The following is a 24,561-nucleotide window of genomic DNA, read 5'->3' on the forward strand; positions in this document are numbered from 1 at the left end:
ATCACTAAGTTAATCTGATAATTTCCTTTGTACCGGAGGGCGAACGACAAGTGCCAGGCACAATACAGAAATTTGGAAGGTGCCTGGCACTTGTTCTTCTTTAAATACAAAAGTTAAACTTATTATTAAGTTAGTTAAGAACGCCCCTTACATTTTATATTTTTTAAAACCTCATTTACTTATGGTACGGTTCTGCTTAATTAATCCTAAATGTCCTTAAATAATAATTATTTATCAATAGCAAAAGGCCTTCTCCTAGCTCTGATGTTACTCTTTGAACATATTAAAACACCTGTTTGTTAATGACATCACTACTATACTGCATAATAGTATACGGACTACGTAATTTTCTTAAAGAGAACATAAAAACAAAAAGCTCCCAGTATCTACTACCGGAAATGTTTAGCACTTTTAAAGTGTTTTACTACCTCCCCAGCTCCTCCAAAACCACCTTAAACAGCACCGCTGAATTCCTCACAACCAAATCCAAAGGCAACTCCCTAAATGTCTCCTCTTTTCCAATCATCACATTTCCCAGTTCATAATCAATCTTTATATGAACATCCTGAATATGATAACTCTTAATGACAGATGCCTGATCCAAATATGAATGATCTAACTCAATTCTAACTTTCTTCGTAAACCTGCGAAGTGTTCGCCAAAGAATACGTTCTTCGTTTGATTTCATAAACAACTCTGGTAGTTCCTGCACTTCTTTTAATAATGACATGTTCGTTAGTGTGTATACTTGAATGCCGTATCCTACTGGACGAATGAGATGATTAAGTTTTTTCCATGGAGATAGTTCGAAATAAACGTAATCATTTGTTTTGTCGCTAGGTAGTTCATGAATTTGGTTTCGTTTTTTGATTTGGATATTATTAATTTTTGCGAAGTACTGAATGCCACCGTTTTCTCCGTGCCACTTTTTCGATGCATATAGTGCTACGTATTTTGCTTCTTGCCAGCCTTGTTTTAATTGTGAAACGGGAATATGATAGAAGCCTTCTTTCATATGTACTTCATAATGTTCTTTGTTTTTTACAACGCCGACGAGTACCTTTTCATCTAAAGAAGATTGCCATTCTTCTCTTGTTCCCCTTGGAAGAATTCCTTCGTTTATAATCTCTTCAGGGCTTTTTTCAATCAAGTGATCAAGAAATTGCTCTACTAGTCTCGTTGCATTCGGCAAGAATGGGAATCCGCCAATATTTACTTTTTCAATACTTTTATAAAAAGGATGATGTTCGTATTCTTCCTCTTGATTCCATGGAAATAGTACGTAAGCACCGTAAGCTGTTCGCTCAAACGGGCCTCCTTGGTCTACGACTAAGGCATCCCGGTAGCGGTGCATCGTATTAATGTCTTCTTCCATCGGACCAGGCGTTCCGTACTGTCTGTTATAATGCGAACCGTCCTTCGCGAAATCAATTCGATATTTGGCGTCAAAAATGTATTGATATTGATAGTTTTTTCCCTTCTTCTCAATAGCAAGCATTGTATCCGGTTTTTGCGTGACTGTTGGTAATGCTTTACTTCTCTTTTGAAAATAAAGTTCAATTGTTTCATCTGTTTCAGGATGAATAAACATTCGTTTTGCAGTGGCGCTTTCATCAAGTGTCACATACAGCCCATCTTGCCGCACCTTAATAATATCTTGCTGGACCGTTGCATATTTTCTAGATAAAATTTGACCAAGCTTTAAATATGTCCAATATTCATACAGCCTTGCAACGTCTTTTACAGACATTTTGAAAATCTGTCCTCTTAACGTTAGTCCCCTCGATAGCATTAGGAAAATTTGATACGCATCCCGGTAACCAGGTGCCATTTGAATGACAAGAGAAAAGACGGAACGATCCATCTTCCCAATGTCACTCCAAAATGGGTCATGTAACTCATTTTTCAATCGGGACTTCATCTTTCTTACGTTTTGAAGGAGATCTTCGTCAATTGACAATCGCTTAAATGTAGAACCTGGTTCCAAGGTTTTATATAAATCATCAACTTTATGTAACACTCTCTGTATCATCCACTTCACAAAGCGATTTTCTAGTGTATCGTACGACACTTCTTTACGAGCCGTAATTCCTTTAGATGGAATCATCTTTGTTCCTTGAAACAAATGTGGTCGTTTGCGTAAGTAATTCATTCCGATAGAATCAAGGCGACGAATTTTTTCTCCTTGCACGAGCTGATGTTGGATAACAAGTGCATGATGTGGCTGCCTTTTAATATGAGAAATGGCCTTCATAAATCTACTAAAAGAGTCATTTAAAATGCGATAAAATTCACTCTTAGAAGGATTAGAAGCCTGAATCGTTGATGCCCCTAAATACGTTCTTTTCAGTAAATGAAACGCCAAATTATAAATCTCATCATTTACTTCTTCCAAAAGCGCTCGGTAATCCTCTTTATAATCAAGCTTGGATGGAAAAACTTCTAATGTAACTGTTAATAAAGAATCTTTTTCATCTCGAATTTCAAAGGTTGTATATCCTACTTCATTTGGAAATGAGAGGTTTCCCATTAATACCTTCAATGGGCCCATTTTAGTAGAGCTAATTGCCTTTCGAAGTAATGGATGCTCATGATAAAAGAATAGCTCTTTATTATGTTTCGGAATAACAACTAACTGATAGCTTCTATTTTCAAAAAATATAGGAGGATGCTCCGCCCAATCTACTAGCTCTTTTGCCCGAACATCGTACACCAAAATAGAATCAGCTGCTCCAGATACGTGAAAATGCATCATTTCATCGGAAGCGATTCCTTGATATTCTTTTAAACTCTCATATTTTTCATGATACGGATTTCCTTTGATGGTCAATGATAAATCTGCTGTCTCAATCTTAATGAGATCTATGTCATCATTAGATCCAGAAAGAGGTGAAGCCATCATATTCTAACCTCCTTAGCATATGAGACAGCTTTTTAGCAGAACGCACATACTTGGCATTTGAAACATCTTCACCGTCATATTCTCGGTTCGAGCATAGTTCATATAATTTCTTTAATGCCTCTTCTGTCCGTCCATCACTTCCCGTAATACGCGGTAAGATCTTTTGATACATTTGATAGTCTAACGCCTCATCAAACGATAGTAATTCACTTTTCTCATTGTAGGCCATGTAAAAACAAATCTCGTCACGTATCCGGTACCCAACTTGTGCTCCAATCGGTTCAAGAATTTCATTGATTTCAATTAAAATGTGAGATACTTTCTTCACGAGATCTTTATTAAGCTGAAAGCATTCTTTTAAATGAAGAAACGTGGCTGTCAAAGAACTGTTGGAAACACACTTTGCCTGCACTTCTTCTGCATCCATTAAAAACTCAAAAGAATCTAGTTTCACTTGATTAAATTCAATCGTATTCGCACGATCCAATACTTTTTTACTTAACGGATGTGTCGTTTCATCCATATTGACAGTTCCAATGACGTACACGTTTGACGGAATCGTAATTCGTTTCCCAACAATCGATTCTGGAAGAACAGCCGATGTAACAATCTCTCCCGCTTCCCATTTTCGGCTTTCAATCACACTTAGAAAATCACTGAAATAATACTCTACACGTGCTAGATTCATCTCATCAAGCACGACAAAATAAGGCTTGTCCGGATTCTTTGCCGCTTTTTCAAGCACTTGAATTAACGGTCTTTCCTGAAATTCTCCTTGAATATTCACATAACCAAGTAAATCAGAACTATCGCTCCAATCAGGGCGCACAGGAATAAGCGTGAACTGTCCATTTTCCTCAGTTGCGCCTAAGCTTTCAGCAAACCACTGAACAATTTTGGTTTTCCCTGTACCTGAAATACCAGACAAAATAACAAAGGGCTTCGTTTTTAAAGAAAGGAAAAAGTTAATAATATCTTGCTTATCGTAATAGAAACCTTTGCTTTTCATGTAAGACGATACATGATCTACAATTTCCTTCCCATTCAAATCCATTTCTTTTTTCTCCTCGTGAATCACTGCACGATTAGCCCCTTTCTCTCTAAAGCCAATGTATCCCTCATAATAGTTAAGCATTTCTTTTAAATCTTCCACTAATTCTTCTTCACTTGGCATTTTGTCAACATCATATGGAATGTATGCCGCTGTAGAGTTTGCATATCCCTTCGCTTTTGAACTTGTACCGAGGAAAATGTCATCATCTTTTTTTATTTTTTTAGACATATGTATATGTTGACGAATCTCAGACTTAATCTTTTCCATTTCCTCTTTAGAGGTTTCCGTTACTCCTTGCGCCATCGTTAAGTATAGTCGCTTCATATCTTCACTAAATAAATAAACGATATAATACCCTCTCTGGGTCGATGTCGTAATATCCTTATTCATAATAGCGAGCCATGGAACAGCTGCCCAATTTCCTTGTCCAACTGAACCTGTGACAATGTATTGGTTATAATCTACAAAAGGTAAGCGGGTAATCTCTGTTGTCATTTCATTTCTAACAAAAGAACCTAGTTTATGACCTGCGAAACCTTCTCTTTTCGCCTCTAAGTACTCATTCATAACAGTTAAAAACTTTTTACGTAAATTACTACTCATAGTATCTTCCTTTTCATTATTTACTGTTAAATATTGTTCAACCGGAATCCATTCATCATTAATTAACCCTACCTTTTCAAGCCACATTAGCAGGTTATGAGTTCGTTCCTTTGCTACTGACTCAACCATTAAGTTGTCCCCGCGTGAATTCCGGACAACTATCATTCCTAGACCTACTAGTGCTTCCTTCTTTTGGGTCTTAGAATAACCGCTTAAAAGATCCAGTACAAAGAGAGCAATGCGAAAATATTCATGCTTCAAAATCAAATTCCGAATAACTGCATCCTTATCCTTTAATTGATTATATTCATTTAACAGAATTGTATTGATCTCATGATCTTCATTTAGAAACCCTAGTAATCTTAAATCTTGGCGTCCTCTAGATTTAACTCTATATAAATTCCCATCTATTTGTTGACTCAAATTTTGTGGATCATATGTACCATTCATTATCTCTTCTAAAAACGTCATCACTTTCTCATATTGCTCACATGGTAAATCGTCCGTTTGAAATTCCTTGAATGTAATAGCTGCGGAATGATCAACCTTTGTAACATTCACAAAGGGAAGTTGTGCAAAGAAAGCCATCAGAAAGGCACTCTGTCCGCCTGCTTGTACAAGATCTTCAGCAGTTGCTCTGCGGACTTTTATAAAATCTTGCCATGCTTGCTGAAAAAGCTCAAAAGTTATCATAAAATACGGATATGAGGCTTCTCCTCTTTCGTACCTTTTACGTGAAGATTCTGTTTCAACATATAGTCCTTTATCATCTATCTTTGTGATCCAATTTGGTTTATTGGTGGTTATCTCGTTAATCTGTGTTATTCTTCTGGGAAATTCAATGAGTAGTTTCTCTAGCATATGCTTCCTCCGTGACGGTAATTAATGACAATTACTTTAAGTATTCCTTTTCATTAATAGCTTAGCCTTAGGTCTCTTCATATTATTCTATTTATATACAAGTATATAATTCCAAATGTAAATATTAAACAAATAAAGCACTATATTTTAAAAATATAGTGCCTTATAATCAAATACGATTCAATTTTAAAATCTCCATTACGAGAACATGAAACTTTCATCATTTAAAATTAAAAAGTGTGTTGTATATGATAGTGTTACTCTTGTAATCTTTTCATAAGTTGAAGTAAAATCGCTACACCTTCTGCAATTCACAACTCCACCCTAGTCCCCACACCATTCTCAACAGCCTTCTCATAAAAATACTTCGCCACTACAATATCCACAACGGCTAGCCCAACAGATTTAAATACAGTAATTTCTTGATTGCTTTCCCGGCCAGTTCTTTCACCGCTTATAATTTGTCCGAGTTCTGCGTGAATGTCGCTTTCTTTGAAAACTCCTTCTTGTATTTGGATTTGGAGGTCACCTGTTTCTTCTAGTGCTGCTTCTTTTGATTCGACTACTACTTTATTCGCTGAGGAAATGACATGAGACGGTAGTTCTTGCATTACCGGTCTGAATGAACCGACAGCATTTACGTGAACGCCAGGTTTTAATGTGTCTGTAAAAACTGGTGTTAAGGAGTTTGTTGTCGTAACAACAATATCTGCCTCGCGTACTGCTTCATTCGCATCTGTGTATATGTAGACAGGTTTATTAAATTTCTCTTTTATATACTCGGCGAATTCGGCAGCTTTTTGTTCTGTTCGGTTATAAAGCATAATGTTTTCAATGTCCCGCACAGCGAGCATAGCCTCAGCAAGCCCTTTCGCTTGTTCTCCTGTACCGATGATGCATAAGTTTTTCGCATTTTGACGAGCTAGGTATTTTGTTGCGACACCTGATAAGGCTCCCGTTCGAATCATCGTTAAATATGATCCTTCTAAAAGGGCAAGCGGTTCTCCTGTTTGAAAATCAGATAGCATGACAACTCCGTTGATTGTTTTCTTTCCTACTTTAGGATTATTGGGAGCTACTGTTACTACTTTTAATCCAAGTGCACCAAGGTCTTCAGCTACTGAAGGCATCATTAATGCGGTATTTTGCGAATTTGCAAATGGCAAAGAGTAGCGAATCGGAGTGATCGTTCTTTCTGCAGAAAACTCTTTTAAGGCAATCGCTGCATATTCAATTACTTCATTCATATCTACTAAACTTCTTTGTTCAGCTGCATTTATGACTAACATATTTATCTCGTCCTTTCCTGAATCTTTTTCCAATGCTTGTTTCCAGTATAGTAGTTACTTTGCCATTCCATCTTCAATCCCCTTGTTTTCTAAACAGAAAACAATTCCAAGCATTACGCCAATAAGAAGCCTTGTTTTAATGGATCTCTTGGGTCCATTACAAATTGGTGGAATCCTGTAATAAACGCCTGACCAGTAACTTTTGGAATGATTGCCTCGTATTCGCCCACTTTTGTTGATGACAACACTTCTCCAACAAATTGTCCGTCAGTAATGCATTCGTGGACGAAACTTCCGCCTTCTTGTAGAGCCCCATTTTCAACAAGCGTCGCAAGTCTTGCTGAAGTACCTGTACCGCAAGGAGAGCGATCTACTTGCCCGTCAGCAAAAATGGTTACATTTCGTAACATCGCATCTTTTCCATTTGGTTCATCTGAAAAGATAACGCCGTATATTCCTTTTAAATCTTCTTCGAGAGGATGTTTTACTTCCATTTGACTTTCAATGTAGTGCTTAATTTTCCCGCCCCATGTTTGAATCGCAGGTAAATCTTTAAAATTTACTTTCAAACCAAATTCTTTACTATCTACAACAGCATAGAAAGCTCCACCAAAAGCAATGTCTACTTGAAATTCATAGCCATCAATTTTTACAGGAACATCTTTCTTGTAAACAAAGGAAGGAACATTTTCAAATGTCACGGATTCCACTTGATTTCCGTTGTATTTTGCATACGCGATAACCTCTCCTGCCGGGCTATCAATAATGAATTTTTGTTCTTCACCTGTCACTTCAAACATGCCAGTTTCAATTCCTACCGTAATTACAGCAACAATTCCATGGCCGCACATTGTACTCCAGCCTTCATTATGCATAAACAATACCCCAAAATCAGCATGTGGACTTGCAGGCGGCGTAATAATACAACCGTACATACCATGATGTCCTCTCGGTTCATACATCAAAACCTCGCGAAGATGATCCAAGTGCTCCATACAATAAGCTCGTCTTTCTAGTTGTGTATTTCCTTTTATCGCAGGTAATCCGCCTGTAATAATACGTAATGGTTCTCCAGCTACATGTGCATCAATTGTTGTGTACATTTTGCTAATATTCATTTCTTGTCCCTCCGTTATTTGTATTCTCATATGAGACGCTTGTTATTTTAAGAGTTTCCTATATTTTTATTAGCAAATATTGTGCCGGAATTGAGGGACTAAATATTATCAATAATCAGTCAATTGCATTTGTACTTTTTCAAAAAAATTATACCCTTTGCATAACAAATTTTTATACACGTGTATACTTTCTTTTACACTATTTCATCTTCTCGTTTTGAATTTATACCGAAAGAATATCGTTTTTTCATTTTTGGAATATGATTTTGTCTCACCTTGATGGGCATGGGGTTAGACCCAAGATATACAAAACTTGCTGTAGTGGGCGATATAAATAGAAGCGGATCAATATTGTTAGCCGCGACTCCTCCTTTAAAAACGTTAGGTGTCAAAAAGATGGCTCGTTTTTATATTGATGTTCTTTTAGAGTTAAATTAAAATTAGCAATTATAATTTAACCTGCCATTTTTACTGTTATTTGTAATTTAGATTGACATTTTAGATATAGTTAAGACTTCTCGCTCTGATCTTTCATAAAAAAGTTCACCAAGCGGTTAGTACATTCGGTCAAAATATAAAACGGTACAGAAAAAAGTTTAGATTTAAAACAAGACGAACTTGCTCATGCAACAGGTTTAGTCATGGCCAAATAAAATACTGGGAAACTGATAGACATCAACCCAATCTCGAAAGTGTTAAAGTATTGGCCAAGTTCTTCAAAACGTCCACAGACGATCTCATCGGCTTCCAGAACGATGAGAAAGACGAATTATTAGCTTTATTAAGCGATATTAAAGAGCATATGAAGAACTAGAAGACGGCCGTCAGCAAGGCAAATTCGCCCGACAAGTATCTTTGTATGCGGAAATGCTTCGGAAAAACAATGATATTCTATGATGAAAATATAATGTTGTATTTCTGTTGATTTCATCATAAAAGAAAAGTTTTCCAATATCTAACGGTAAGATTTTATATAATTTTACCAATTTAACCAGTGAGAGCTACTGCTCTCTTTTTTTATTTTTATTCGACAAAATTCGACAATATACATATAAACACTCTGTTATTCTAATTTAGAAATCTTACATTTTTTCGATTAAAAAAGGAGAGAATCAAATGAAGTCTAAAGGTGTTGCATATTTGCTACATATTTTCTTAGGTTGGTTAGGAGCTGGACGTTTCTATGTAGGAGATATCGGTATGGGTATACTTAATTTACTTACAATTGGTGGATTTGGTTTCTTATGGGTTATCGATCTATTCTTGTTAAGTGGACGGGTAGACTATAAGAATGCTATGTTCATGGCACGTCAAGCAAGTGCGCAAGCGAGCAGTACTAACGTAAATAATAACAATATTAATGTGACAATCGATGCTACCGCTCTACAAAACTTACAAGCGGCAGCTGCTGCAAATCCAACTGTTGCACAACCACAAGCTGTGCCAGCAGAACAACCAAAAGAAGAAGTTAACTTAACTAAACCTAGATTCTAAGGCGCTCATTCGAGTGCTTTTGCTTATAGGGGTACTGACGCATGCCCCTCAAATTAAAGACTTGAAATTACCCTAAAACAAAGATTTTGTGCATTTAAGACAACCATATTGAATAAACCATGCCCCCAACAAAAAACACTAAACCTAAAGCTAAAACAACAAAAGCGAGTATTGCATTTTTATTATTTTCCATAAAATTGTCTCCTTGTAATTTTTTATTTTTTATACTAAAAAAACCTTTAGTTGTAATTATGGCTAAAGGTTGCGATCATCATACTTCTGAGTTTATAAAAATTTCATATTTATAACTCTTTCATGTGAAAAAAGGGATTTACGAAGCTCTCCTCTAATGGAATCTAATTCTCCAAAATGTTGTATCTTCATTTGTTTTGCCTGTTCTATAGACATCCCTTGTTTGACATACTCTTCTTTTAAACTAATGAGATGATCAAGTCATTCTAAAGCTAGTTCTTCACGGGCTGACCTATCTAGATTAGTCTTTTTACAATACATTCTATGTAATTCTCAAACTCTTTCATGCGAAGTCTCCTTTCCTGCAAGCTTAAATAAGTGCAGTGATTTGTTCCCAATAATCCAGTTTCTTCTCTAGTTCCTGCTTTCCAGCCACAGTAATACAGTAAAATTTCCTCTTCAGTCCTGTTTCTGATTCTCCCAGTAAGATTCAATCAAATTCTTTTGTTCCATTCGTTTAGGTGCTGGATATAGTGTACCTTGACTAATATGGTAAGCGTCATATTTTAGATTACATAAAGTCTTCATGTTATCCTAAATGATATTTAAAAAGCTAAATCCATACATCGAAGCAACCATAAAAATGAATGTCCATACTGCTAGACTGACCGTCATCCAACTTATGACGTGTGTCCGGGAAGACCCAAATGTTAAAGCTAATACGGCTGCAATATCAGTTCCTACGAGAATGGGAGCTAGCAGAGCCAAACCTGGAATACCATACCGTTCCCATATTCGTCTTGATCTGGTTTCTTTTTTAGAAGGCGTTGTTATACCTTTTTTTAATTTTCTTGCTGTTTGCCATTTTGCATACTGCTTAAAGAAGAAGCCCAATAATAGAATCAAGATAAGATTCCCTGTAAATGCCATCATTCCTACTGCAAATGGCTGTAATCCCCATGCGATACCGAGTGGTACAACGATTGATACATCCATCCATGGAGCAAAAGCCAATAAAAACAAAACTAAATATTTCCATAACGCACCTGTATCTTGAGCCCACTCCAACATACTATTTCCCTCCTTTTTTTGTTCAAATTAAATACGATTTAAAACACGAACAGTAGTTAACCAATAGACAATGTATTGACCTACACCTAAAACACCAATGCACATTAATGGAACAAGAATATTATGAGAAAAGAGGAAGCAAATTGCCGCTGTTAATGGAAGTGCAAAGCTATAGTAAATATACACATTCCTGCAAGCCTTATAGGTTACCCACTGTTGCCCTTCATCTATTTCACAAAATTCGGATGGTATAAATCCAAATAACCTAATCTTATCATTCGGATTCTTTCGGTTATAAAGCTTTGTGAGAATGAACCATAAAAAAGTAAACATTACCAAAATCCCAAAACACAATCTAGCTAGCACGACCTCTGTGTTCATAAGAGAAAACAGTAAAAATGCAATGGTCAATACAAATAAGCTTGCCCCTATAAGCGGTGACCTCAAAATATGTTTCATCATAATCATTCATTCCTCTCCTTTTAAGTAAAAAACATCTTCTACGGTAACATTGAACGCAGCAGCTATTTTTAACGCCATGGTGACAGATGGAGAATAATCACCTTTTTCAATTAATCCGATTGTCTGCCTTGTCACTCCAATTGCATCGGCCAAGTCTTGCTGAGTCCACCTAAATCGTGCCCGTAATTCTCTAACTCTGTTTTCAAGCATCATAATTTCCCTTCCCTCATTTTCAATCACCATCATTGTAAATGATTACCAACAAAATGTAAATAATCATTTGCATTTTGTAATAAATAATTGCCGAAAACGTAAATAATACATCTCTAAAATAGCTTTGTTTGCATGTCTAAAAAATCTGAGTATGAACAAAAGGTATGAACCATTTTTGATTATCAACGTTTCATTACTGTTGGTTCGTTCCCAGTATTGAAGTTTCTAAAGGTCTTTTTTATATACTTAACTCGAAGCTTAACCGTTTTTAAAAATGAGTATTATAAATATTCATTTTTTATACCCTTAAATTTTTATATTATGTAATAAGGTTTATAATTTTGCGAGGTGGTAAATTTGTTATTCCTTACAGGATTTTTACTAATAATTGTTGCTGGATATCCAATATGGGACTATTTTTATATAAAAAAGATAAAAAATAATCTTGTAAACAAGTACAAAATTTACAAAGAAATCATGATAACTCAATGGGTAATGGTCATTGTTATATTCGTATTTCGGTTAATGACCAACCGCTCTGTTCATTCCTTATTTTTTCTTGAAGAACACTTGTTGTCTTTTCAATTCGAATCTTTGTTAGGAATTGGATTAGGAGTAAGTATTAGTATCGTGATGTTCGGTCTAGCTATTACATTTTCAAAAACAAATAGTAATAATTGTATTCATTTACATTCAGTTTTCAGGATATGAAAGGTGGAGATGTAATTTGGCTCAAGAATACAAGCTAATGGAAATACAGGCAGCTGTATTATTTAAATATGATAGTTCAGGCAAAATGACAGAAATAAATGAGCCTGGCGGTCTTGTTGCCCCTTTATTTTTCCTTGGTCGTACCAGAGAAGGGAATGTCATTCGTTTCAATAAAATTTTCCCAAATCCAAAGATGGGTAAAGTGTTGCAAGTTATTAACAACAATGAGCATATCGTTGACCTTAGAAACTTAATTGTTATTTTTAATGAGATGAGACCGATAAATAGCATATGGATGGGCCCAGCTTACGTTTTTCCCAAAAATTTTAATATGACCTCAGACGCAGTTAGAGTAACAAATGAAAATAAGGAATTACTAAAAGTGGATTTCCCAAATCTCTTTGAGGAGTTTGAATGGAGACAGCCTTGTTTCGCTGTTATTCAAGATGGTATTGCAGTTTCTATATGTTGTAGTGCGAGAAAGAGTGCAAAAGCAGCAGAAGCCAGTGTGGAAACTTTGGAAGCCTATGAAAACTCCCGCCACTTATCTCCTTCGGAGCCTGAAGTGGGGGTTTCTCGTGTATCACCTTCAAGAGATGCTTAACACGAGTGGAGTTGACACAGCTGCCTGATGGCACAACCCCTCTATTCCATCGGCAAACGCCTTTGGAACTGCTTTTTTTAAGATGTTATAGGAACCATTCACATCTGCGTTCAGTAGTTTATTCTCTTTCGTGCGATACAAGCCACGTTTGATTCGTTTCCCTCTGAATACAGGAATGTCTTCCTCACCGTAAGTGGGGATCGCATCATTGTCTAGAAAGGATGCTTTACTTGTATACGATTCTTCCACGACTTGTACAATAATACCTTTTCGTTTTGCCTTATAGGTGATCATTTCAATGAGTAGATTATGTGGGATATGGCAGAACGATTGATTTTGTTTTTTTCCCATCTCACTGTTTTGTTTCCATGATGTATTTTTCCCAATCACAATCATAGAGATCTCCTGCTGAATCGCCAGCTGAACAATGTGGTAACTCATTTTATGGAAGAGGTCTTTTATCTTGAGAAACCGTTTCTCATGGAGCCTCTCTAAACGCTTTGATGTGTGTGGTCCTTCTTTTGGTTCTTTTCCATGACGAAGAATCCCCAGTAAATAAGCCTTTTGCTTGTTATAGTATTGGTTAATGCTTTTGATGACATTGCCCTTTACTAACACAGGAGTAGCCCCTGTATTCATTATGATAGTTGCAATGTTATTGATCCCTAAATCAATACTCATATAGCGATTATTGTCGACATACTCAGGTACTGGCTCAGATTGTTCTGTCACAATTTCCACTTTAAACTTCCCGTAAGCAGGAGAGACACGTACCTCTTTCAGATTTTCGATATGCCCAAACAATTTACCAATATTTAATTTTATGCTTGTTTTTGGAAAACGAATGTACTTATCTTGAAGTTTACATACTTGATTCGTGAATACAATTTCTTTCATAGATGATTTGATATATTTTGGAATGCGAGGTCTGCCCGTAAAAGTGGAAGGATGTTTCTGATATGCTTTCATGGAGGCGAAGAATGATTTCCAGTTTTGATATAGCTTCTTCATAACCGCTTGATTCGTTTGTGCTGGCAAGTTCATATAATCTTGTTGCTTCATTGTTTTAAACAAACAATCTAGGAAGTTATAGGATAGGAACGATTTCTCTTTTGTCGGGAATGTAAACAAGTTACATTTGATTTCTTTCCGTTCTACTTCCGGCTTTTCTTTCTGCTTTTGCACACGTTTTTGATACGCACGAAGTTGATTTTCATTCATGATTTCAATATATGCTTGTAATGTGTGGAGAACTTCTTGTTGAAGTGGCTGTAATGAGTTCTCAGTACGTAAGGCCGTATATACTTGGCGAATATAGAAGTTTGTTGTATTGTAGAGATTTTTTGCATTTTGACACATTTCCATAAAGTAGACATGCAATTTATGACCTTTCTTGATCCAAATTTGATAGGTTGCATATTCTTTTTCTTTTGTCATCATGTTCACCTCCTTCTTTCCTTCATGATACTACAAAACAGTCGAAAAGAACATACATTCGCCATACTACGAAAATATTTTTACAAATGCGACGGTAATTCCTCCCCACCTTAAACTAGACTATGCCCTACACGTTTTGAAGGTGGGGTTTTCTTGCCAATTTTTCGATAAAAAAAGAGGGATAACGACGTATAAGTGTCACTATTGTAGCTTTAAAATAAAATTTGATTAAAAATATCGTGTTAACCCGTATTCTACGGTAAATAAAAAGAATCCATTTTGAAAAAAGATTGATCAAAATGGATTCTTATCCAGCAGATTTATGTTTCGGTTTTATAAAAAAGTTTAATCATTTTCTACCTGTATTGCTCCACAATCGCGCCCTTTATCAGTCAACGATTTGATGGCCATGACCCCTGCATTTTCCTTAATTGAATAATTTGGCCTGTATGATAAGCATCATGAAGCATGATGTCCAGTAATTTCCCCTCAAGTGAATTTTGCTCAAGCTCTTTTTCGGAAATTGCACTCAATACCTGTCTTAAATTACGTTGAGCGTTTTCAGAACGTTCAACGACTTTCTTCCATTCCTTATCATCATTAGATTGATTGGTAAGATAAAAGGTTTCATTACCGTCGAGATTATGTGTCCATTCACGGCCTTCCAAGTTTGCAGCAAGTCTCTCTTTGTAATAAATGAGATGATTAACGTTCTCCCAAATGGTTTTAGTTGCCTCTCCAGATGGTTTCCAGATAGCCTGTTCGGCTGTAAGTCCTTCTATAGCATGTTTAAACGGTGCATACCAACTCTCTTTATCGAATGTTGAATCTAGCACGTTTAAAAGCAAGTCAATTCGTTTCAAAGTAATCTCCTCCCTAAATAGTTAGAGTTTCAAAAAATCCTTATAACTCTGTTGAGATTCTACATTTTTAAATAAACTTCCTGCTTTTTAACTACCTTGCTAATCTTATTCCACAATCTGGCCCTTTAACGAAACAACTTTATGTCACTCAATAGTTCCTTAATCCACCTTTTATTCAGATGTTCTTTTTCTTTTAGTCATAAAAACACCCCTTCAGACAAAAATATCCAAAGGAGTAAAACATCGTAACTTTTTTATAAACATCTCGTCTTTATTCAAAACATCGCACCTTTTTTATAAACTCCGTGACTTTATTTCAAATCCACAACTATCCCTTTCATTTTTATATAATTCTCATAGGGTGAAGTAAAAATTTCGTCTTGGGGTACTTCAAAATCTTACCTTGATGGAAATACGCACATTCCTCGATTCCCCGCTTACACCCACCACATTTGCGAAGGTGTTTCCTCTATTAATACGCTTTTCAAATTCGTAACCGCACGTTTAAATCCTTCTTCAATCGACATGATTGGATCTTCATGTTCGATGCTTATTACGTAGTCATATCCGTACGTACGAAGTGCACTCATCATATTTGACCACTCTTTCATATCATGGCCGCATCCAACTGATCGAAATGTCCAAGCACGCGTTTGTACTTCTCCGTACGGCTGCATATCTGTTAGGCCATACATATTAATATTGTCTTGATCTAAGTACGTGTCCTTTGCATGAAAATGATGAATCGCATTTTCTTTTGCTAAAATTTTAATGGCTCCGACAGGATCAATACCTTGCCACCATAAGTGACTTGGATCCAAGTTGGCGCCGATTGCTTTGCTTGTTTTTTCACGAAGTTTTAATAGCGTATACGGAGTATGCACTAAAAATCCGCCGTGCAATTCTAAACCAATTTTCACGTTATGTGTTTCTGCGTATTCCCCGAGCTCTTTCCAATAAGGAATCAGCTTATGTTCCCACTGCCAAGTTAATACATCAGCATATTCATTTGGCCATGGGGTAACAGGCCAGTTTGGATATTTAGCTCCTTCGTGATCCCCTGCTGTTCCGGAAAAACAGTTTACGACCGGCACATTTAGCAGCGATGCTAATTGAATCGTTTTGCGAAGTGTATCATCAGACTCTTTCGCGAAGCCTTCTTCCGGTGAGATTGGATTGCCGTGACAGCTAAATGCACTAATGATCAGCCCTCGGTCCGTTACTTTTTTTACATAAGCTTCTCTTTTGTCCTTATCTTCAAGCAGTTCATCTAATGGACAGTGATGATTTCCAGGATAGCAGCCTGTTCCAATTTCAACGGCGTGAAGACCTGCTGCCTTTACTTTATCTAACATCTCTTCAAATGAATGATCTGCAAATAACACAGTAAATACGCCTAGTTTCATTTTATTTTCCCCCTGTTTTACTAGTGTCATATATTTCATCGATAATAGCTGATACTTGAAGTGCTTCTTCCGGTTTTACCACTAACTCAGCCTTTCCTTTGCAGGCATCAATGAAGTTTTTAGCCTGCATCAAACTATAATCCTCTTCTCCCTCTATCCAAGCTGCCGTACTGTTCATCAGCATGCCGTTTTTCGTTGTGTAAAGTTCAAGTGGAAAAACGTTAATACCTCCGTCTACCCCGGAAATGCTAACATGTTCTTCGTCATCTTCAATATTGGCAGACCAAGACGTTTCCAGCAGCAATGAAGCACCGTTTTCGAATTTAATATAAGCGGTTACATGATCATCCACATGAAATGTCTCATGATCAAATGTTCCCCATTGATTTAACTGACCAGGTGTTTTACTTAATTCGTTGTACGCACTTCCTAGAACCGCTGTATGTTTTGGGTTTCCCATTAGCCAAAGAGATAAATCAAGTAAATGACAGCCATAATCTATTAAACTTCCTCCGCCTTGAAGTTCTTTATTCGTAAATACTCCCCACCCAGGAACTTTGCGGCGTCGCATCGCTTTTACGCGTGCTACGAGAGGACGGCCTACTTCTGTCATCATTCTTTTTGCTGCTTGTGCTTCTTTCATAAAACGATAATGATAGGCAATTGCTAGTTTTCTATCAGCTTTTTTGAGGCTTCCAGCATATCTTCGCACTGCTGCTTACATAGCGCCATTGGTTTCTCACATAATACATGCACACCTGCTTTCAAAGCCTCAATCGCAAATTCAGCATGAAATTTATTCGGCGTACAAATACATACAGCATCTACTTCTGTAAGCATATCTTTATAATCAGCAAATACTTGCGGGATATCAAACTCATTCGCTACCTCTGTAGCTCTTTCCTGATTCATATCACTCACGCCCGAAATGACACATTCATTACCTAACTGTTTAAACGCTGGAATATGCCGCCCGGTGGCAATTCCTCCTGCTCCAATTATGCCAATTCTCACGGTATTCACCTCTTATATGCGCGTAATCTGTTTTGTTTGGCTTGATTGTAAGGCTGCTAAAATAACAGAAAGAGATTTTAACCCTTCTTCACCTGAAACAGCTGGTTCTTCATCATGCAAAATTGCTTGTACAAATTGTTCAATTACGTGAGAATTATTTTGTCCACCTTCATCATTCGACTGAATTTTCCCTAGTTCATAATTAACAACTTCTCCTGTCGCATATTGAGCGATTAATGAATAGACTGGATGGTCTTCTAGACGAAGAATTGCTTTCTCACCATAAATAATCGTTGAGTTATCTTCTTTACTCGTATAAGCCCAGCTTGCTGCAAGCGTTCCGATAATACCGCTTTCTGTTTTTAATACACATACTGCGTTATCATCAACATTAGCGAAATCTTTTGCATTGCTTTCAACAAATGCGCCAACTTCTACAAATTCTTCTCCAAATAAGTAACGAAGTAAATCTGTTTTGTGAACGCCTAAGTCTCCCATCGCCCCAATAAACGCTTCTTCTTTTTTAAAGAACCAGCTTTCTTTGCCGTCCGCGCTCCATCCTTCTGGTCCACTATGGCCAAAAGCTGTGCGGAAGCTATAGACTTTGCCTATCTCACCTTTTTTAATTAGCTCGCGCGCTTTTTGATGAGATGCGACAAAGCGCTGATTGTGTCCGATCATAAGTTTTTTACCGTTTGTTTTTGCTGCTTCAATCATTGCTTTTGCTTCTTCTTCCGATGTAGCCATCGGTTTTTCACATAATACATGAACACCGCTGTTTAAAGCTGCAATCGAAATAGGCGCATGCAGAGAGTTTGGTGTACATACACTAACCGCATCCACAGTGCCGCTAGCTAACAGCTCTTCGTATTTTGTATACGCTTTTACACCATATTGCTTTGCCACGCTATTTGCACGTTCTTCATTTACATCACAAACTGCGACTAGTTCTACATTTTTATTGAATGTATACTCTGGTAAATGACGATACTTTGCGATGCTTCCACAACCAATAACCGCTACTTTTATTTTTTCCATGACCTTTATCCCCTTTGTTTCAGTTTACTTATTCGTTTTTACAGCAATTTGTTCAAGCGGCTTGGCATTACCGTAGATAGGACGTTTTCGTTCTACTGGATTTGCCCATTGAATTGCATTTATGATCACGCGTTGAATCTCTTTGTTATGGTATGTTGGGTATGTTTCATGCCCTGGTCTAAAATAGAACACTTTTCCATTTCCTCTTTTATATGTGCAGCCGCTTCTAAAAACTTCTCCGCCTTCAAACCAGCTTGTAAATATCAATTCATCCGGCGCCGGAATATCAAAGTGTTCACCGTACATTTCTTCACGTTCAAGTTCAATGAATTCTGAAATTCCTTCTGCAATTGGATGGCTTGGCTCTACAACCCATAAACGTTCTTTTTCATCCGCTTCACGCCATTTTAGATCGCAGCTTGTACCCATCAATATTTTGAAAATCTTCGAGAAATGACCTGAATGCAAAACAATTAATCCCATTCCACCTAATACACGTTGTTTTACCTTTTCAACGATTTCATCTGCTACTTCTTCATGTGCCATATGTCCCCACCATACTAATACATCCGTTTGATGTAATACTTCATCTGTTAATCCATGTTCTGGTTCATCTAAAGTAGCCGTTTTTACTTCGAATCCTGCTTTCGTTAAAAATTCTGCAATTGTACCATGAATCCCATTCGGATATATTTCACTTACAACAGGATTGATTTGTTCATGTCGATTTTCATTCCATACAGTTACTTTTAACATTGTGACAACACCCCTTTTTCATTTATCCCGCATTAACAGGCAGTAAGCCTCCCACTGATGGAAGTTTCACTTTATTTGTGATTAGTATAGAAAAGATACGGAATGAAGGATATGCTTAATTTAGCTGTCTTTTTATTCAAAAGTGTCATCATTTTTTTGGTTATTAAAAATCGAAAGAGAAAATAAGAAGAATTATGATATGTTTTATTTACAAAAGTGGCATGTTCTAAAGGGGAGAAATTGCGTATGACTTTAATAAAAAACGATTTAGAAGTTATTAATGAAAAAGTCATTTATCAAAATCCGTTGCTGTTTCTAAAAATATGGGAAATTAATATGAAAAAACATCATTTCAGTACGATAGAGAAACACCCTTGGCATTATCATAAAGAAGTAGAATTTATTGCCGTCGTTGAAGGAAATTTGGGGATACAAAGTAAAAACGAGTATGTTCTAATGGGCCCAGGCGATGTCATCGTTTTAGGAGCATCCCAACCGCATCGTTCTCATAAACCGCTGATGGACGATTTACGATATGTAGTATTTCAAATCGATTTAGGGAAACACTTCGATGAAAGTATCATGCCATACATATACTGTTTCTCTGAACAAACAAAACCTTTGAATGAAATAAACTATATTTTTGAAGAAAAACAAACTGTAAGAGATGAAATATATGCTTTAATTATGGAAATCTTTCAGGAGTCACAAATACAAATGAGGGGATATGAAATTGCCATTAGTTCTGCTATTAAGCGAATGATGCTATTACTCTTAAGAAATGATACACGCAACACATTAAACTATACAGAGGGAATTGGTCTGAACCGATTGCGGCCAGTTCTTGAATACGTAGACAAACATTTGGAAGATAAGATTACTGTAGAAGAAGCTTGCTCATTACTAGGACTTAGCTACCATTATTTTATAAAGTACTTCAAAAAAGTTATCGGTACTTCATTTATTGATTACGTTAATTATAAGCGAATAAAAAAAGCTGAATGTTTATTAATGACAAGTGATCTTAGTATTACGAATGTTGGTTATGAGGTTGGTATCTCTAACATGGCTCAGTTCTATAAGCTTTTTAAAAGGTATAATCAATGCTCTCCAAAGGAGTTTAAGCAACGCATGCAAAATGAATTGGAAGCTAAAAAAGAATAAACAGAGTACGCTAGATTCGTTAGACCTACAATTTCAATTTGACAAGTCAATCCTCTTTGAGAATTTATCGTTATAACAAAGAAAACTCACCTGAAATATTGGCGAGTTTTCTCTATTATTTTCTAAATCCTTCTTAAACGAAAGCACCGTCACTTTAAGTACATTTCTTCAAAAACGTATTATTAAGTGATTTACACTACTAAGCTCAAAATATTTTATTCACCTAGTGGGCGTGCATTTAGTGCTTCATTTATCTCGCATTAACGGGCAGTAAGCCCCCACTGATGGAAGTTTCACTTTATTAGAATTTATTGTTATGCTCCACATTTATGACGACATTTCCCTTCTTGTGTCCTTTCTCTACATATCTATGAGCTTCAACTATCTCTTCAAACTCATAGTATCTATCAATGACTACTTTTAACTTCCCCATCTCTACAAGTTCTTTGAGGAAATGTAGTTCTTCTGAAGTTTCAGGTGGATTTCGACTCAATAATAATTTCCTTCGGCTTGTCAATTTAGTCCATAGCATTCGAACACTTGGCAGCGGTTCAGTGACATTTATATAGGTACCGTCCTTCTTTAACAATTTCATACAAGCTGAAAAGGAACTCTTGTTTACCGCTTCAAAGATAACATCATATTTCTCATCTATCCTAGAAAAATCTTCTGTTGTATAATCAATTACCTGGTCAGCTCCCAGAGATTTTACCCATTCCAAATTCGTGGTACTGCATACCCCTGTAACGTTTGCTCCGAAATACTTGGCAATCTGAACTGCATAACTTCCTACACTTCCTGAAGCACCATAAACTAGAACCCTATGGCAGCTCTGAATATTAGCTTTTCTAAGAAAATACAAAGCTGTGCGTGCTCCAATTGGAATGGCAGCGGCTTCTGCATAAGTTATATTGGAAGGTTTAGTAGATACAGCACCATCTTCCGGCAAACACTTATACTCGGCATAAGCACCAAACCCCGCCAAAGTTGCTGCAAAAACCTGGTCACCTTCCTTAAACCTTTTGACATCTTTCCCAACTGATTCAACTTCTCCTGCTAACTCCATCCCTAATATCTCTTTTTTGGGTTTTCTGAAACCAAGTGCTATTCGGGCAGGCAGCCAAAAAGCGGGAGGAACTGTGAAACTTCGTGATCGAATATCTGCTACTGTTACGGTTGTCGCTTTTACTTTTACCAAAATTTCATTTTCTTTCGGAATAGGTTTTTCTATCTCTTTCAGTTGAAGAACATCAGGGGGACCGTACTTTGTGTACACAATTGCTTTCATTTATCCACCTCTAATTCGTCATATTCATTAATATGATACGCATATTACAAATAAATAGACCAATGGCTCACTCTCCAATAACTGTTCTTAAACTATCCTACTCTATCAGTTAAATAGACATTATTCTTTTCTATTAGTTTTAACATAAATTTACCAATTCCCATTAGGAATACCCCTTTTTTACGGATAACTTGTGTGTAACATGCATTCGTTACAACACACTGTGCGATGACTTCCAAAATAACACAACCTTTACAATCTATAAAAATTTAACACTTCGTGCACTTATAAAATTATAGTTCTCATTTTAAATTTTCACTTTAAAACACAAAAAAAGCACTTGTTGCCTATAGGAGACAATCAAGTGCTTTAAGTTCATGTATTTTTAAATGGCTTCATCAAGTTTATAAATTTTATCGCGTTAGAGTGACCGTATGACATCTTTTTTTCTCGTAAATATCAATCATATTTTATCCCCTTTATCACATAATTCGTACAATGTACCATATGTTGATTTTGGATGAATAAAAGCAATTTGCGCGCCTTGTGCACCAGTTCGAGGTAATTCATCAATCATCTGTATTCCATTTTGCTTTATATACTGAATTCTTTGTTTAATCGATTGGACTCCAAATGCTATATGATGAATACCCTCACCACGTTTTTGAATAAATTGTGCAATTGCACTTTTGTTACTTAGTGGCTCTAACAATTCTAGTTTACTTTCTCCTACTACTAAAAAAGCTACTTTTACTTGTTGTGATTGTACTTCTTCTATTCCTAAAAGTTTCAATTTTAATATCTCTGTATAAAATGGCAAAACTGATTCTATAGATTGTACCGCAATTCCGATATGGTCAATTTTCTCAATCACTTACTACCCTCCTTTTAAAATAGCCCATCCGTTTTGTTTTTATTATTATATTTCTCATTAATTTTTTATTCGTCATACAGACTCTTCCTTCTTGGAATCTATGACTTAACTTAGTGATCCCTCCATATGACCATACTAACTTCGGACAAAATTTAAAAATAATAATTATGAAAATTCAACTTAAAATTTTGTACTATTTTATATTTCTATAGTCAATCCCATCCAACTAATTCCTCCACCAGCTGAAAGGAACAGAATCTTATCTCTCTTTCTTATTGGCATATTCTTAAACATATTATATAAATCAATTAAAATTCCTGGCGCACCCAAATCTGAACTGCCCCCCAATTGTTAGACACGATTAACAATTGGGGGCAGTTCATGCCCGTAAGAGACAATCAAGTGCTTTAAGTTCATCTGTTTTTAAGTAGCTTCAAGTTTGTAAGTTTTATGGTAACAGTATGACACCTTTTACATGCTGTGACAAAGTAATACGTTAAAATCTACGAGCTTGTACGAATTCTTTAGTTTAATGTCCAAACCATGTCATTATAGTTGTCGCCTAGTAATTAACTTTAGTATCACTAGTTTTGTTGTTCTCATTTGTAAATATAACTCTAGTAGTAAGTCAAAACGATTAATTACGGAAATCAAAATCAAACTTCTCTTAAAAACGTAAGCCTCTATTTTTTAATCACTTGAAATTTCCGTCATAAAATCATGTCTCGTGATTGTCTTATTATTATTCACTCGAAATTTATATAACAAACGTTGTTTCATTAGTTGAATTTTTTCTTTAGTAATAAAAGTTGTCTCGATAGCACTTTCTATTAATATTGCTATGCTCTCTTCTTTTATTCCTTCTAATGCCTGTGGTAAATATCTGGTTTCCTCTCTTTTATAAGCTTTCCACGCCGTATAAGAAACTATATCAACTAATAGAGACCATAACCTTGCAATTTCCAAGTCTTCTTCATCTTCAGCAAACTCAGATATCCCTGTACAATCTGCATTATCTATTAATTCATACAAGTCATCACCAGACACACTTTTATTCTCAACCCAAGCCCAACATTTATCTAGTGCATCTCTTCCATCTAAATACCTCTCATCATCATTTTTAATAATACTAAAAACTTTCTCACCAATAGTTAAAACAAATCCAATTTTTACGTCATCTTCCAAGATATATATTTCATTATTTTCCATAAGACACCTCTTATTCTAATATTTTTCTATCCTTTAATATGAAGGACAACAATCCTTTAACCTTGACAGTTTCATCTAATTCTGATGTTACTACAATTTTAAGATTAGGAAATTTTTTACTAGATTGATAAAAAATATTACATTTATCTTCTGGAAATGGTTTTATTAAACCTTTAGTACATTTATTGCAAACCCCTCTAGGATTTGATTGATGGATATACAGAGTGCCTTTTACATCATTAGGCTCAATACCTGCCTTTTTAACAGCATCATTAAATTCATTGAGCACCCCTTCTTCAGCGTGTCTAGTGAATTGGGCCAATCTAGGGTTCTTAATATGATTATAAGGTGCTTTGAATTCTCTATTCGGATTCACATCATCTAATGAAGGTAACTTGGCCTGGTTTCTTACTTCTGGAGAAGCTCCTTTAAAAACCACATTTTCTAAACCACTAACATCTGCTTTTCCAACTGAAACAGTATTAGTTTCAGGTACATTGAGTTCATTCCTATATGCATCTAAATCTGTTTTTCCAAGTTTAAATGTATTTTCACCCGTACCCTTACTAACAGTACTCTCTTCCAACTTAGAAATCTTATTATGAATAATCCCTTTTGATTCGTCATGACTCGCCTTCACCGCAGCTTCCCAATTCGTGCCACGACGAAGTCCCATGACTCCATCAACGGGTACTGGAGATTTACCTAAAACGAAATCTTTCACGATATTGAATCCACCTGTTGTACCGTCTACCACCTTAGCAACTCCGCTTTTTATCGCGTGATCCCAGTCATTCATTTTGTCTGCTGTTTTCCAGCCTTTTCTTCTTATGTTCGTACTGATATAAAAAATTTACACTTAGTACATTAATAAAATCATAATGTGCCTTTTAATTTCTATGCTAAAACACAAAAAAGCACTCGTTGCCTTTAATAGA

General features: G+C 36.1%; 20 protein-coding genes and 4 pseudogenes. 5 read left to right on the forward strand and 19 right to left on the reverse strand.

Annotated features, from left to right (window positions below; genetic code table 11):
- Nucleotides 1–424: 424 nt before the first annotated feature.
- The 4 genes from ACEWFJ_RS19850 to ACEWFJ_RS19865 form a co-directional block, all read right to left on the reverse strand.
- On the reverse strand, nucleotides 425–2,899 hold the full coding sequence (locus ACEWFJ_RS19850; protein WP_473692606.1) for a DUF2357 domain-containing protein: 2,475 nt from the start codon (nucleotides 2,897–2,899) through the stop codon (nucleotides 425–427).
- Nucleotides 2,874–5,420 (reverse strand): MrcB family domain-containing protein, encoded by a 2,547-nt coding sequence (locus tag ACEWFJ_RS19855; protein WP_473689656.1) that lies wholly within the window; start codon nucleotides 5,418–5,420, stop codon nucleotides 2,874–2,876. The genes ACEWFJ_RS19850 and ACEWFJ_RS19855 overlap by 26 nt, the downstream gene beginning before the upstream one ends.
- Nucleotides 5,421–5,731: 311 nt before the next feature.
- Entirely contained in the window at nucleotides 5,732–6,709 is a 978-nt protein-coding gene (locus tag ACEWFJ_RS19860; RefSeq protein WP_473689657.1) for an ornithine cyclodeaminase family protein, read from the reverse strand.
- 113 nt (nucleotides 6,710–6,822) lie between these two features.
- Nucleotides 6,823–7,827: a proline racemase family protein gene (locus ACEWFJ_RS19865; protein ID WP_473689658.1), complete on the reverse strand. Its 1,005-nt coding sequence runs from the start codon at nucleotides 7,825–7,827 to the stop codon at nucleotides 6,823–6,825.
- Nucleotides 7,828–8,112: 285 nt separating this feature from the next.
- On the opposite strand from ACEWFJ_RS19865, the pseudogene ACEWFJ_RS19870 reads away from it, so the two are divergent.
- The 3 genes and pseudogenes from ACEWFJ_RS19870 to ACEWFJ_RS19880 form a co-directional block, all read left to right on the forward strand.
- Nucleotides 8,113–8,238 (forward strand): annotated as a pseudogene (locus ACEWFJ_RS19870) (Y-family DNA polymerase); the annotation flags it as partial.
- A gap of 115 nt (nucleotides 8,239–8,353) precedes the next feature.
- Nucleotides 8,354–8,724 (forward strand): annotated as a pseudogene (locus tag ACEWFJ_RS19875) (XRE family transcriptional regulator).
- A 219-nt stretch (nucleotides 8,725–8,943) separates the two neighbouring features.
- A complete protein-coding gene (locus ACEWFJ_RS19880; RefSeq protein WP_473689659.1) occupies nucleotides 8,944–9,321 on the forward strand; it encodes a TM2 domain-containing protein in 378 nt (125 codons plus the stop codon).
- Between the two features lie 562 nt (nucleotides 9,322–9,883).
- Here the strand turns inward: ACEWFJ_RS19880 and ACEWFJ_RS19885 are convergent.
- The 4 genes and pseudogenes from ACEWFJ_RS19885 to ACEWFJ_RS19900 all read right to left on the reverse strand — a co-directional run.
- Nucleotides 9,884–10,074, reverse strand: a pseudogene (locus tag ACEWFJ_RS19885) (helix-turn-helix transcriptional regulator); the annotation flags it as partial.
- A gap of 33 nt (nucleotides 10,075–10,107) precedes the next feature.
- Entirely contained in the window at nucleotides 10,108–10,584 is a 477-nt protein-coding gene (locus ACEWFJ_RS19890; protein ID WP_473689660.1) for a small multi-drug export protein, read from the reverse strand.
- 27 nt (nucleotides 10,585–10,611) lie between these two features.
- Complete coding sequence (locus ACEWFJ_RS19895) at nucleotides 10,612–11,046, reverse strand: hypothetical protein (RefSeq protein WP_473692608.1); 435 nt, start codon at nucleotides 11,044–11,046, stop codon at nucleotides 10,612–10,614.
- Between the two features lie 6 nt (nucleotides 11,047–11,052).
- On the reverse strand, nucleotides 11,053–11,259 hold the full coding sequence (locus tag ACEWFJ_RS19900) for a helix-turn-helix transcriptional regulator (protein WP_473692610.1): 207 nt from the start codon (nucleotides 11,257–11,259) through the stop codon (nucleotides 11,053–11,055).
- 727 nt (nucleotides 11,260–11,986) lie between these two features.
- Here ACEWFJ_RS19900 and ACEWFJ_RS19905 point away from each other — a divergent pair.
- Nucleotides 11,987–12,574, forward strand: coding sequence for a GNAT family N-acetyltransferase (locus tag ACEWFJ_RS19905; protein ID WP_473689661.1), 588 nt, complete (start codon nucleotides 11,987–11,989; stop codon nucleotides 12,572–12,574).
- Here the strand turns inward: ACEWFJ_RS19905 and ACEWFJ_RS19910 are convergent.
- The 6 genes and pseudogenes from ACEWFJ_RS19910 to ACEWFJ_RS19935 all read right to left on the reverse strand — a co-directional run bounded on the left by ACEWFJ_RS19910 (nucleotide 12,560) and on the right by ACEWFJ_RS19935 (nucleotide 19,088).
- Nucleotides 12,560–14,011, reverse strand: coding sequence for an RNA-guided endonuclease InsQ/TnpB family protein (locus tag ACEWFJ_RS19910; RefSeq protein ID WP_473692612.1), 1,452 nt, complete (start codon nucleotides 14,009–14,011; stop codon nucleotides 12,560–12,562). The two genes, ACEWFJ_RS19905 and ACEWFJ_RS19910, sit on opposite strands and share 15 nt — an antisense overlap.
- Before the next feature lie 392 nt (nucleotides 14,012–14,403).
- Nucleotides 14,404–14,874 carry a DinB family protein gene (locus ACEWFJ_RS19915; protein ID WP_473689662.1) on the reverse strand — a complete coding sequence of 157 codons (471 nt, stop codon included), beginning with the start codon at nucleotides 14,872–14,874 and terminating at the stop codon, nucleotides 14,404–14,406.
- A gap of 437 nt (nucleotides 14,875–15,311) precedes the next feature.
- Entirely contained in the window at nucleotides 15,312–16,280 is a 969-nt protein-coding gene (locus ACEWFJ_RS19920) for a sugar phosphate isomerase/epimerase family protein (protein ID WP_473689663.1), read from the reverse strand.
- Nucleotide 16,281: 1 nt separating this feature from the next.
- Nucleotides 16,282–17,294, reverse strand: a pseudogene (locus ACEWFJ_RS19925) (Gfo/Idh/MocA family protein).
- 12 nt (nucleotides 17,295–17,306) lie between these two features.
- Nucleotides 17,307–18,332, reverse strand: a complete 1,026-nt coding sequence (locus tag ACEWFJ_RS19930) for a Gfo/Idh/MocA family protein (RefSeq protein WP_473689664.1) — start codon at nucleotides 18,330–18,332, stop codon at nucleotides 17,307–17,309.
- A gap of 24 nt (nucleotides 18,333–18,356) precedes the next feature.
- Nucleotides 18,357–19,088 carry a ThuA domain-containing protein gene (locus ACEWFJ_RS19935; protein ID WP_473689665.1) on the reverse strand — a complete coding sequence of 244 codons (732 nt, stop codon included), beginning with the start codon at nucleotides 19,086–19,088 and terminating at the stop codon, nucleotides 18,357–18,359.
- Between the two features lie 246 nt (nucleotides 19,089–19,334).
- On the opposite strand from ACEWFJ_RS19935, the gene ACEWFJ_RS19940 reads away from it, so the two are divergent.
- On the forward strand, nucleotides 19,335–20,252 hold the full coding sequence (locus ACEWFJ_RS19940; protein ID WP_473689666.1) for an AraC family transcriptional regulator: 918 nt from the start codon (nucleotides 19,335–19,337) through the stop codon (nucleotides 20,250–20,252).
- A 301-nt stretch (nucleotides 20,253–20,553) separates the two neighbouring features.
- Here ACEWFJ_RS19940 and ACEWFJ_RS19945 read toward each other — a convergent pair whose 3' ends face one another.
- The 5 genes from ACEWFJ_RS19945 to ACEWFJ_RS19965 form a co-directional block, all read right to left on the reverse strand.
- Nucleotides 20,554–21,540, reverse strand: coding sequence for an NAD(P)-dependent alcohol dehydrogenase (locus tag ACEWFJ_RS19945; RefSeq protein ID WP_473689667.1), 987 nt, complete (start codon nucleotides 21,538–21,540; stop codon nucleotides 20,554–20,556).
- A 463-nt stretch (nucleotides 21,541–22,003) separates the two neighbouring features.
- Nucleotides 22,004–22,414 carry a methylmalonyl-CoA epimerase gene (mce, locus tag ACEWFJ_RS19950; RefSeq protein WP_429716774.1) on the reverse strand — a complete coding sequence of 137 codons (411 nt, stop codon included), beginning with the start codon at nucleotides 22,412–22,414 and terminating at the stop codon, nucleotides 22,004–22,006.
- Nucleotides 22,415–22,612: 198 nt separating this feature from the next.
- Nucleotides 22,613–22,744 (reverse strand): hypothetical protein, encoded by a 132-nt coding sequence (locus ACEWFJ_RS19955; protein ID WP_473689668.1) that lies wholly within the window; start codon nucleotides 22,742–22,744, stop codon nucleotides 22,613–22,615.
- A 360-nt stretch (nucleotides 22,745–23,104) separates the two neighbouring features.
- Nucleotides 23,105–23,623 (reverse strand): Imm6 family immunity protein, encoded by a 519-nt coding sequence (locus tag ACEWFJ_RS19960; protein WP_473689669.1) that lies wholly within the window; start codon nucleotides 23,621–23,623, stop codon nucleotides 23,105–23,107.
- Between the two features lie 10 nt (nucleotides 23,624–23,633).
- A complete protein-coding gene (locus ACEWFJ_RS19965; RefSeq protein WP_473689670.1) occupies nucleotides 23,634–24,380 on the reverse strand; it encodes a hypothetical protein in 747 nt (248 codons plus the stop codon).
- Between the last annotated feature and the right edge of the window lie 181 nt (nucleotides 24,381–24,561).

The organism is Bacillus sp. EA-CB0995 (assembly GCF_055814245.1).

What these genes read in the sequence shown, in the direction of transcription:
- ACEWFJ_RS19895 (WP_473692608.1), bottom strand. Translation starts at nt 11,046, where the DNA reads ATGATGAAACATATTTTGAGGTCACCGCTTATAGGGGCAAGCTTATTT.
- ACEWFJ_RS19930 (WP_473689664.1), bottom strand. Translation starts at nt 18,332, where the DNA reads ATGGAAAAAATAAAAGTAGCGGTTATTGGTTGTGGAAGCATCGCAAAG.
- ACEWFJ_RS19945 (WP_473689667.1), bottom strand. Translation starts at nt 21,540, where the DNA reads ATGAAAGCAATTGTGTACACAAAGTACGGTCCCCCTGATGTTCTTCAA.
- ACEWFJ_RS19960 (WP_473689669.1), bottom strand. Translation starts at nt 23,623, where the DNA reads ATGGAAAATAATGAAATATATATCTTGGAAGATGACGTAAAAATTGGA.
- ACEWFJ_RS19935 (WP_473689665.1), bottom strand. Translation starts at nt 19,088, where the DNA reads ATGTTAAAAGTAACTGTATGGAATGAAAATCGACATGAACAAATCAAT.
- ACEWFJ_RS19855 (WP_473689656.1), bottom strand. Translation starts at nt 5,420, where the DNA reads ATGCTAGAGAAACTACTCATTGAATTTCCCAGAAGAATAACACAGATT.
- ACEWFJ_RS19910 (WP_473692612.1), bottom strand. Translation starts at nt 14,011, where the DNA reads ATGACAAAAGAAAAAGAATATGCAACCTATCAAATTTGGATCAAGAAA.
- ACEWFJ_RS19920 (WP_473689663.1), bottom strand. Translation starts at nt 16,280, where the DNA reads ATGAAACTAGGCGTATTTACTGTGTTATTTGCAGATCATTCATTTGAA.
- ACEWFJ_RS19900 (WP_473692610.1), bottom strand. Translation starts at nt 11,259, where the DNA reads ATGATGCTTGAAAACAGAGTTAGAGAATTACGGGCACGATTTAGGTGG.
- ACEWFJ_RS19890 (WP_473689660.1), bottom strand. Translation starts at nt 10,584, where the DNA reads ATGTTGGAGTGGGCTCAAGATACAGGTGCGTTATGGAAATATTTAGTT.
- ACEWFJ_RS19865 (WP_473689658.1), bottom strand. Translation starts at nt 7,827, where the DNA reads ATGAATATTAGCAAAATGTACACAACAATTGATGCACATGTAGCTGGA.
- ACEWFJ_RS19860 (WP_473689657.1), bottom strand. Translation starts at nt 6,709, where the DNA reads ATGTTAGTCATAAATGCAGCTGAACAAAGAAGTTTAGTAGATATGAAT.
- ACEWFJ_RS19850 (WP_473692606.1), bottom strand. Translation starts at nt 2,899, where the DNA reads ATGGCTTCACCTCTTTCTGGATCTAATGATGACATAGATCTCATTAAG.
- ACEWFJ_RS19940 (WP_473689666.1), top strand. Translation starts at nt 19,335, where the DNA reads ATGACTTTAATAAAAAACGATTTAGAAGTTATTAATGAAAAAGTCATT.
- ACEWFJ_RS19880 (WP_473689659.1), top strand. Translation starts at nt 8,944, where the DNA reads ATGAAGTCTAAAGGTGTTGCATATTTGCTACATATTTTCTTAGGTTGG.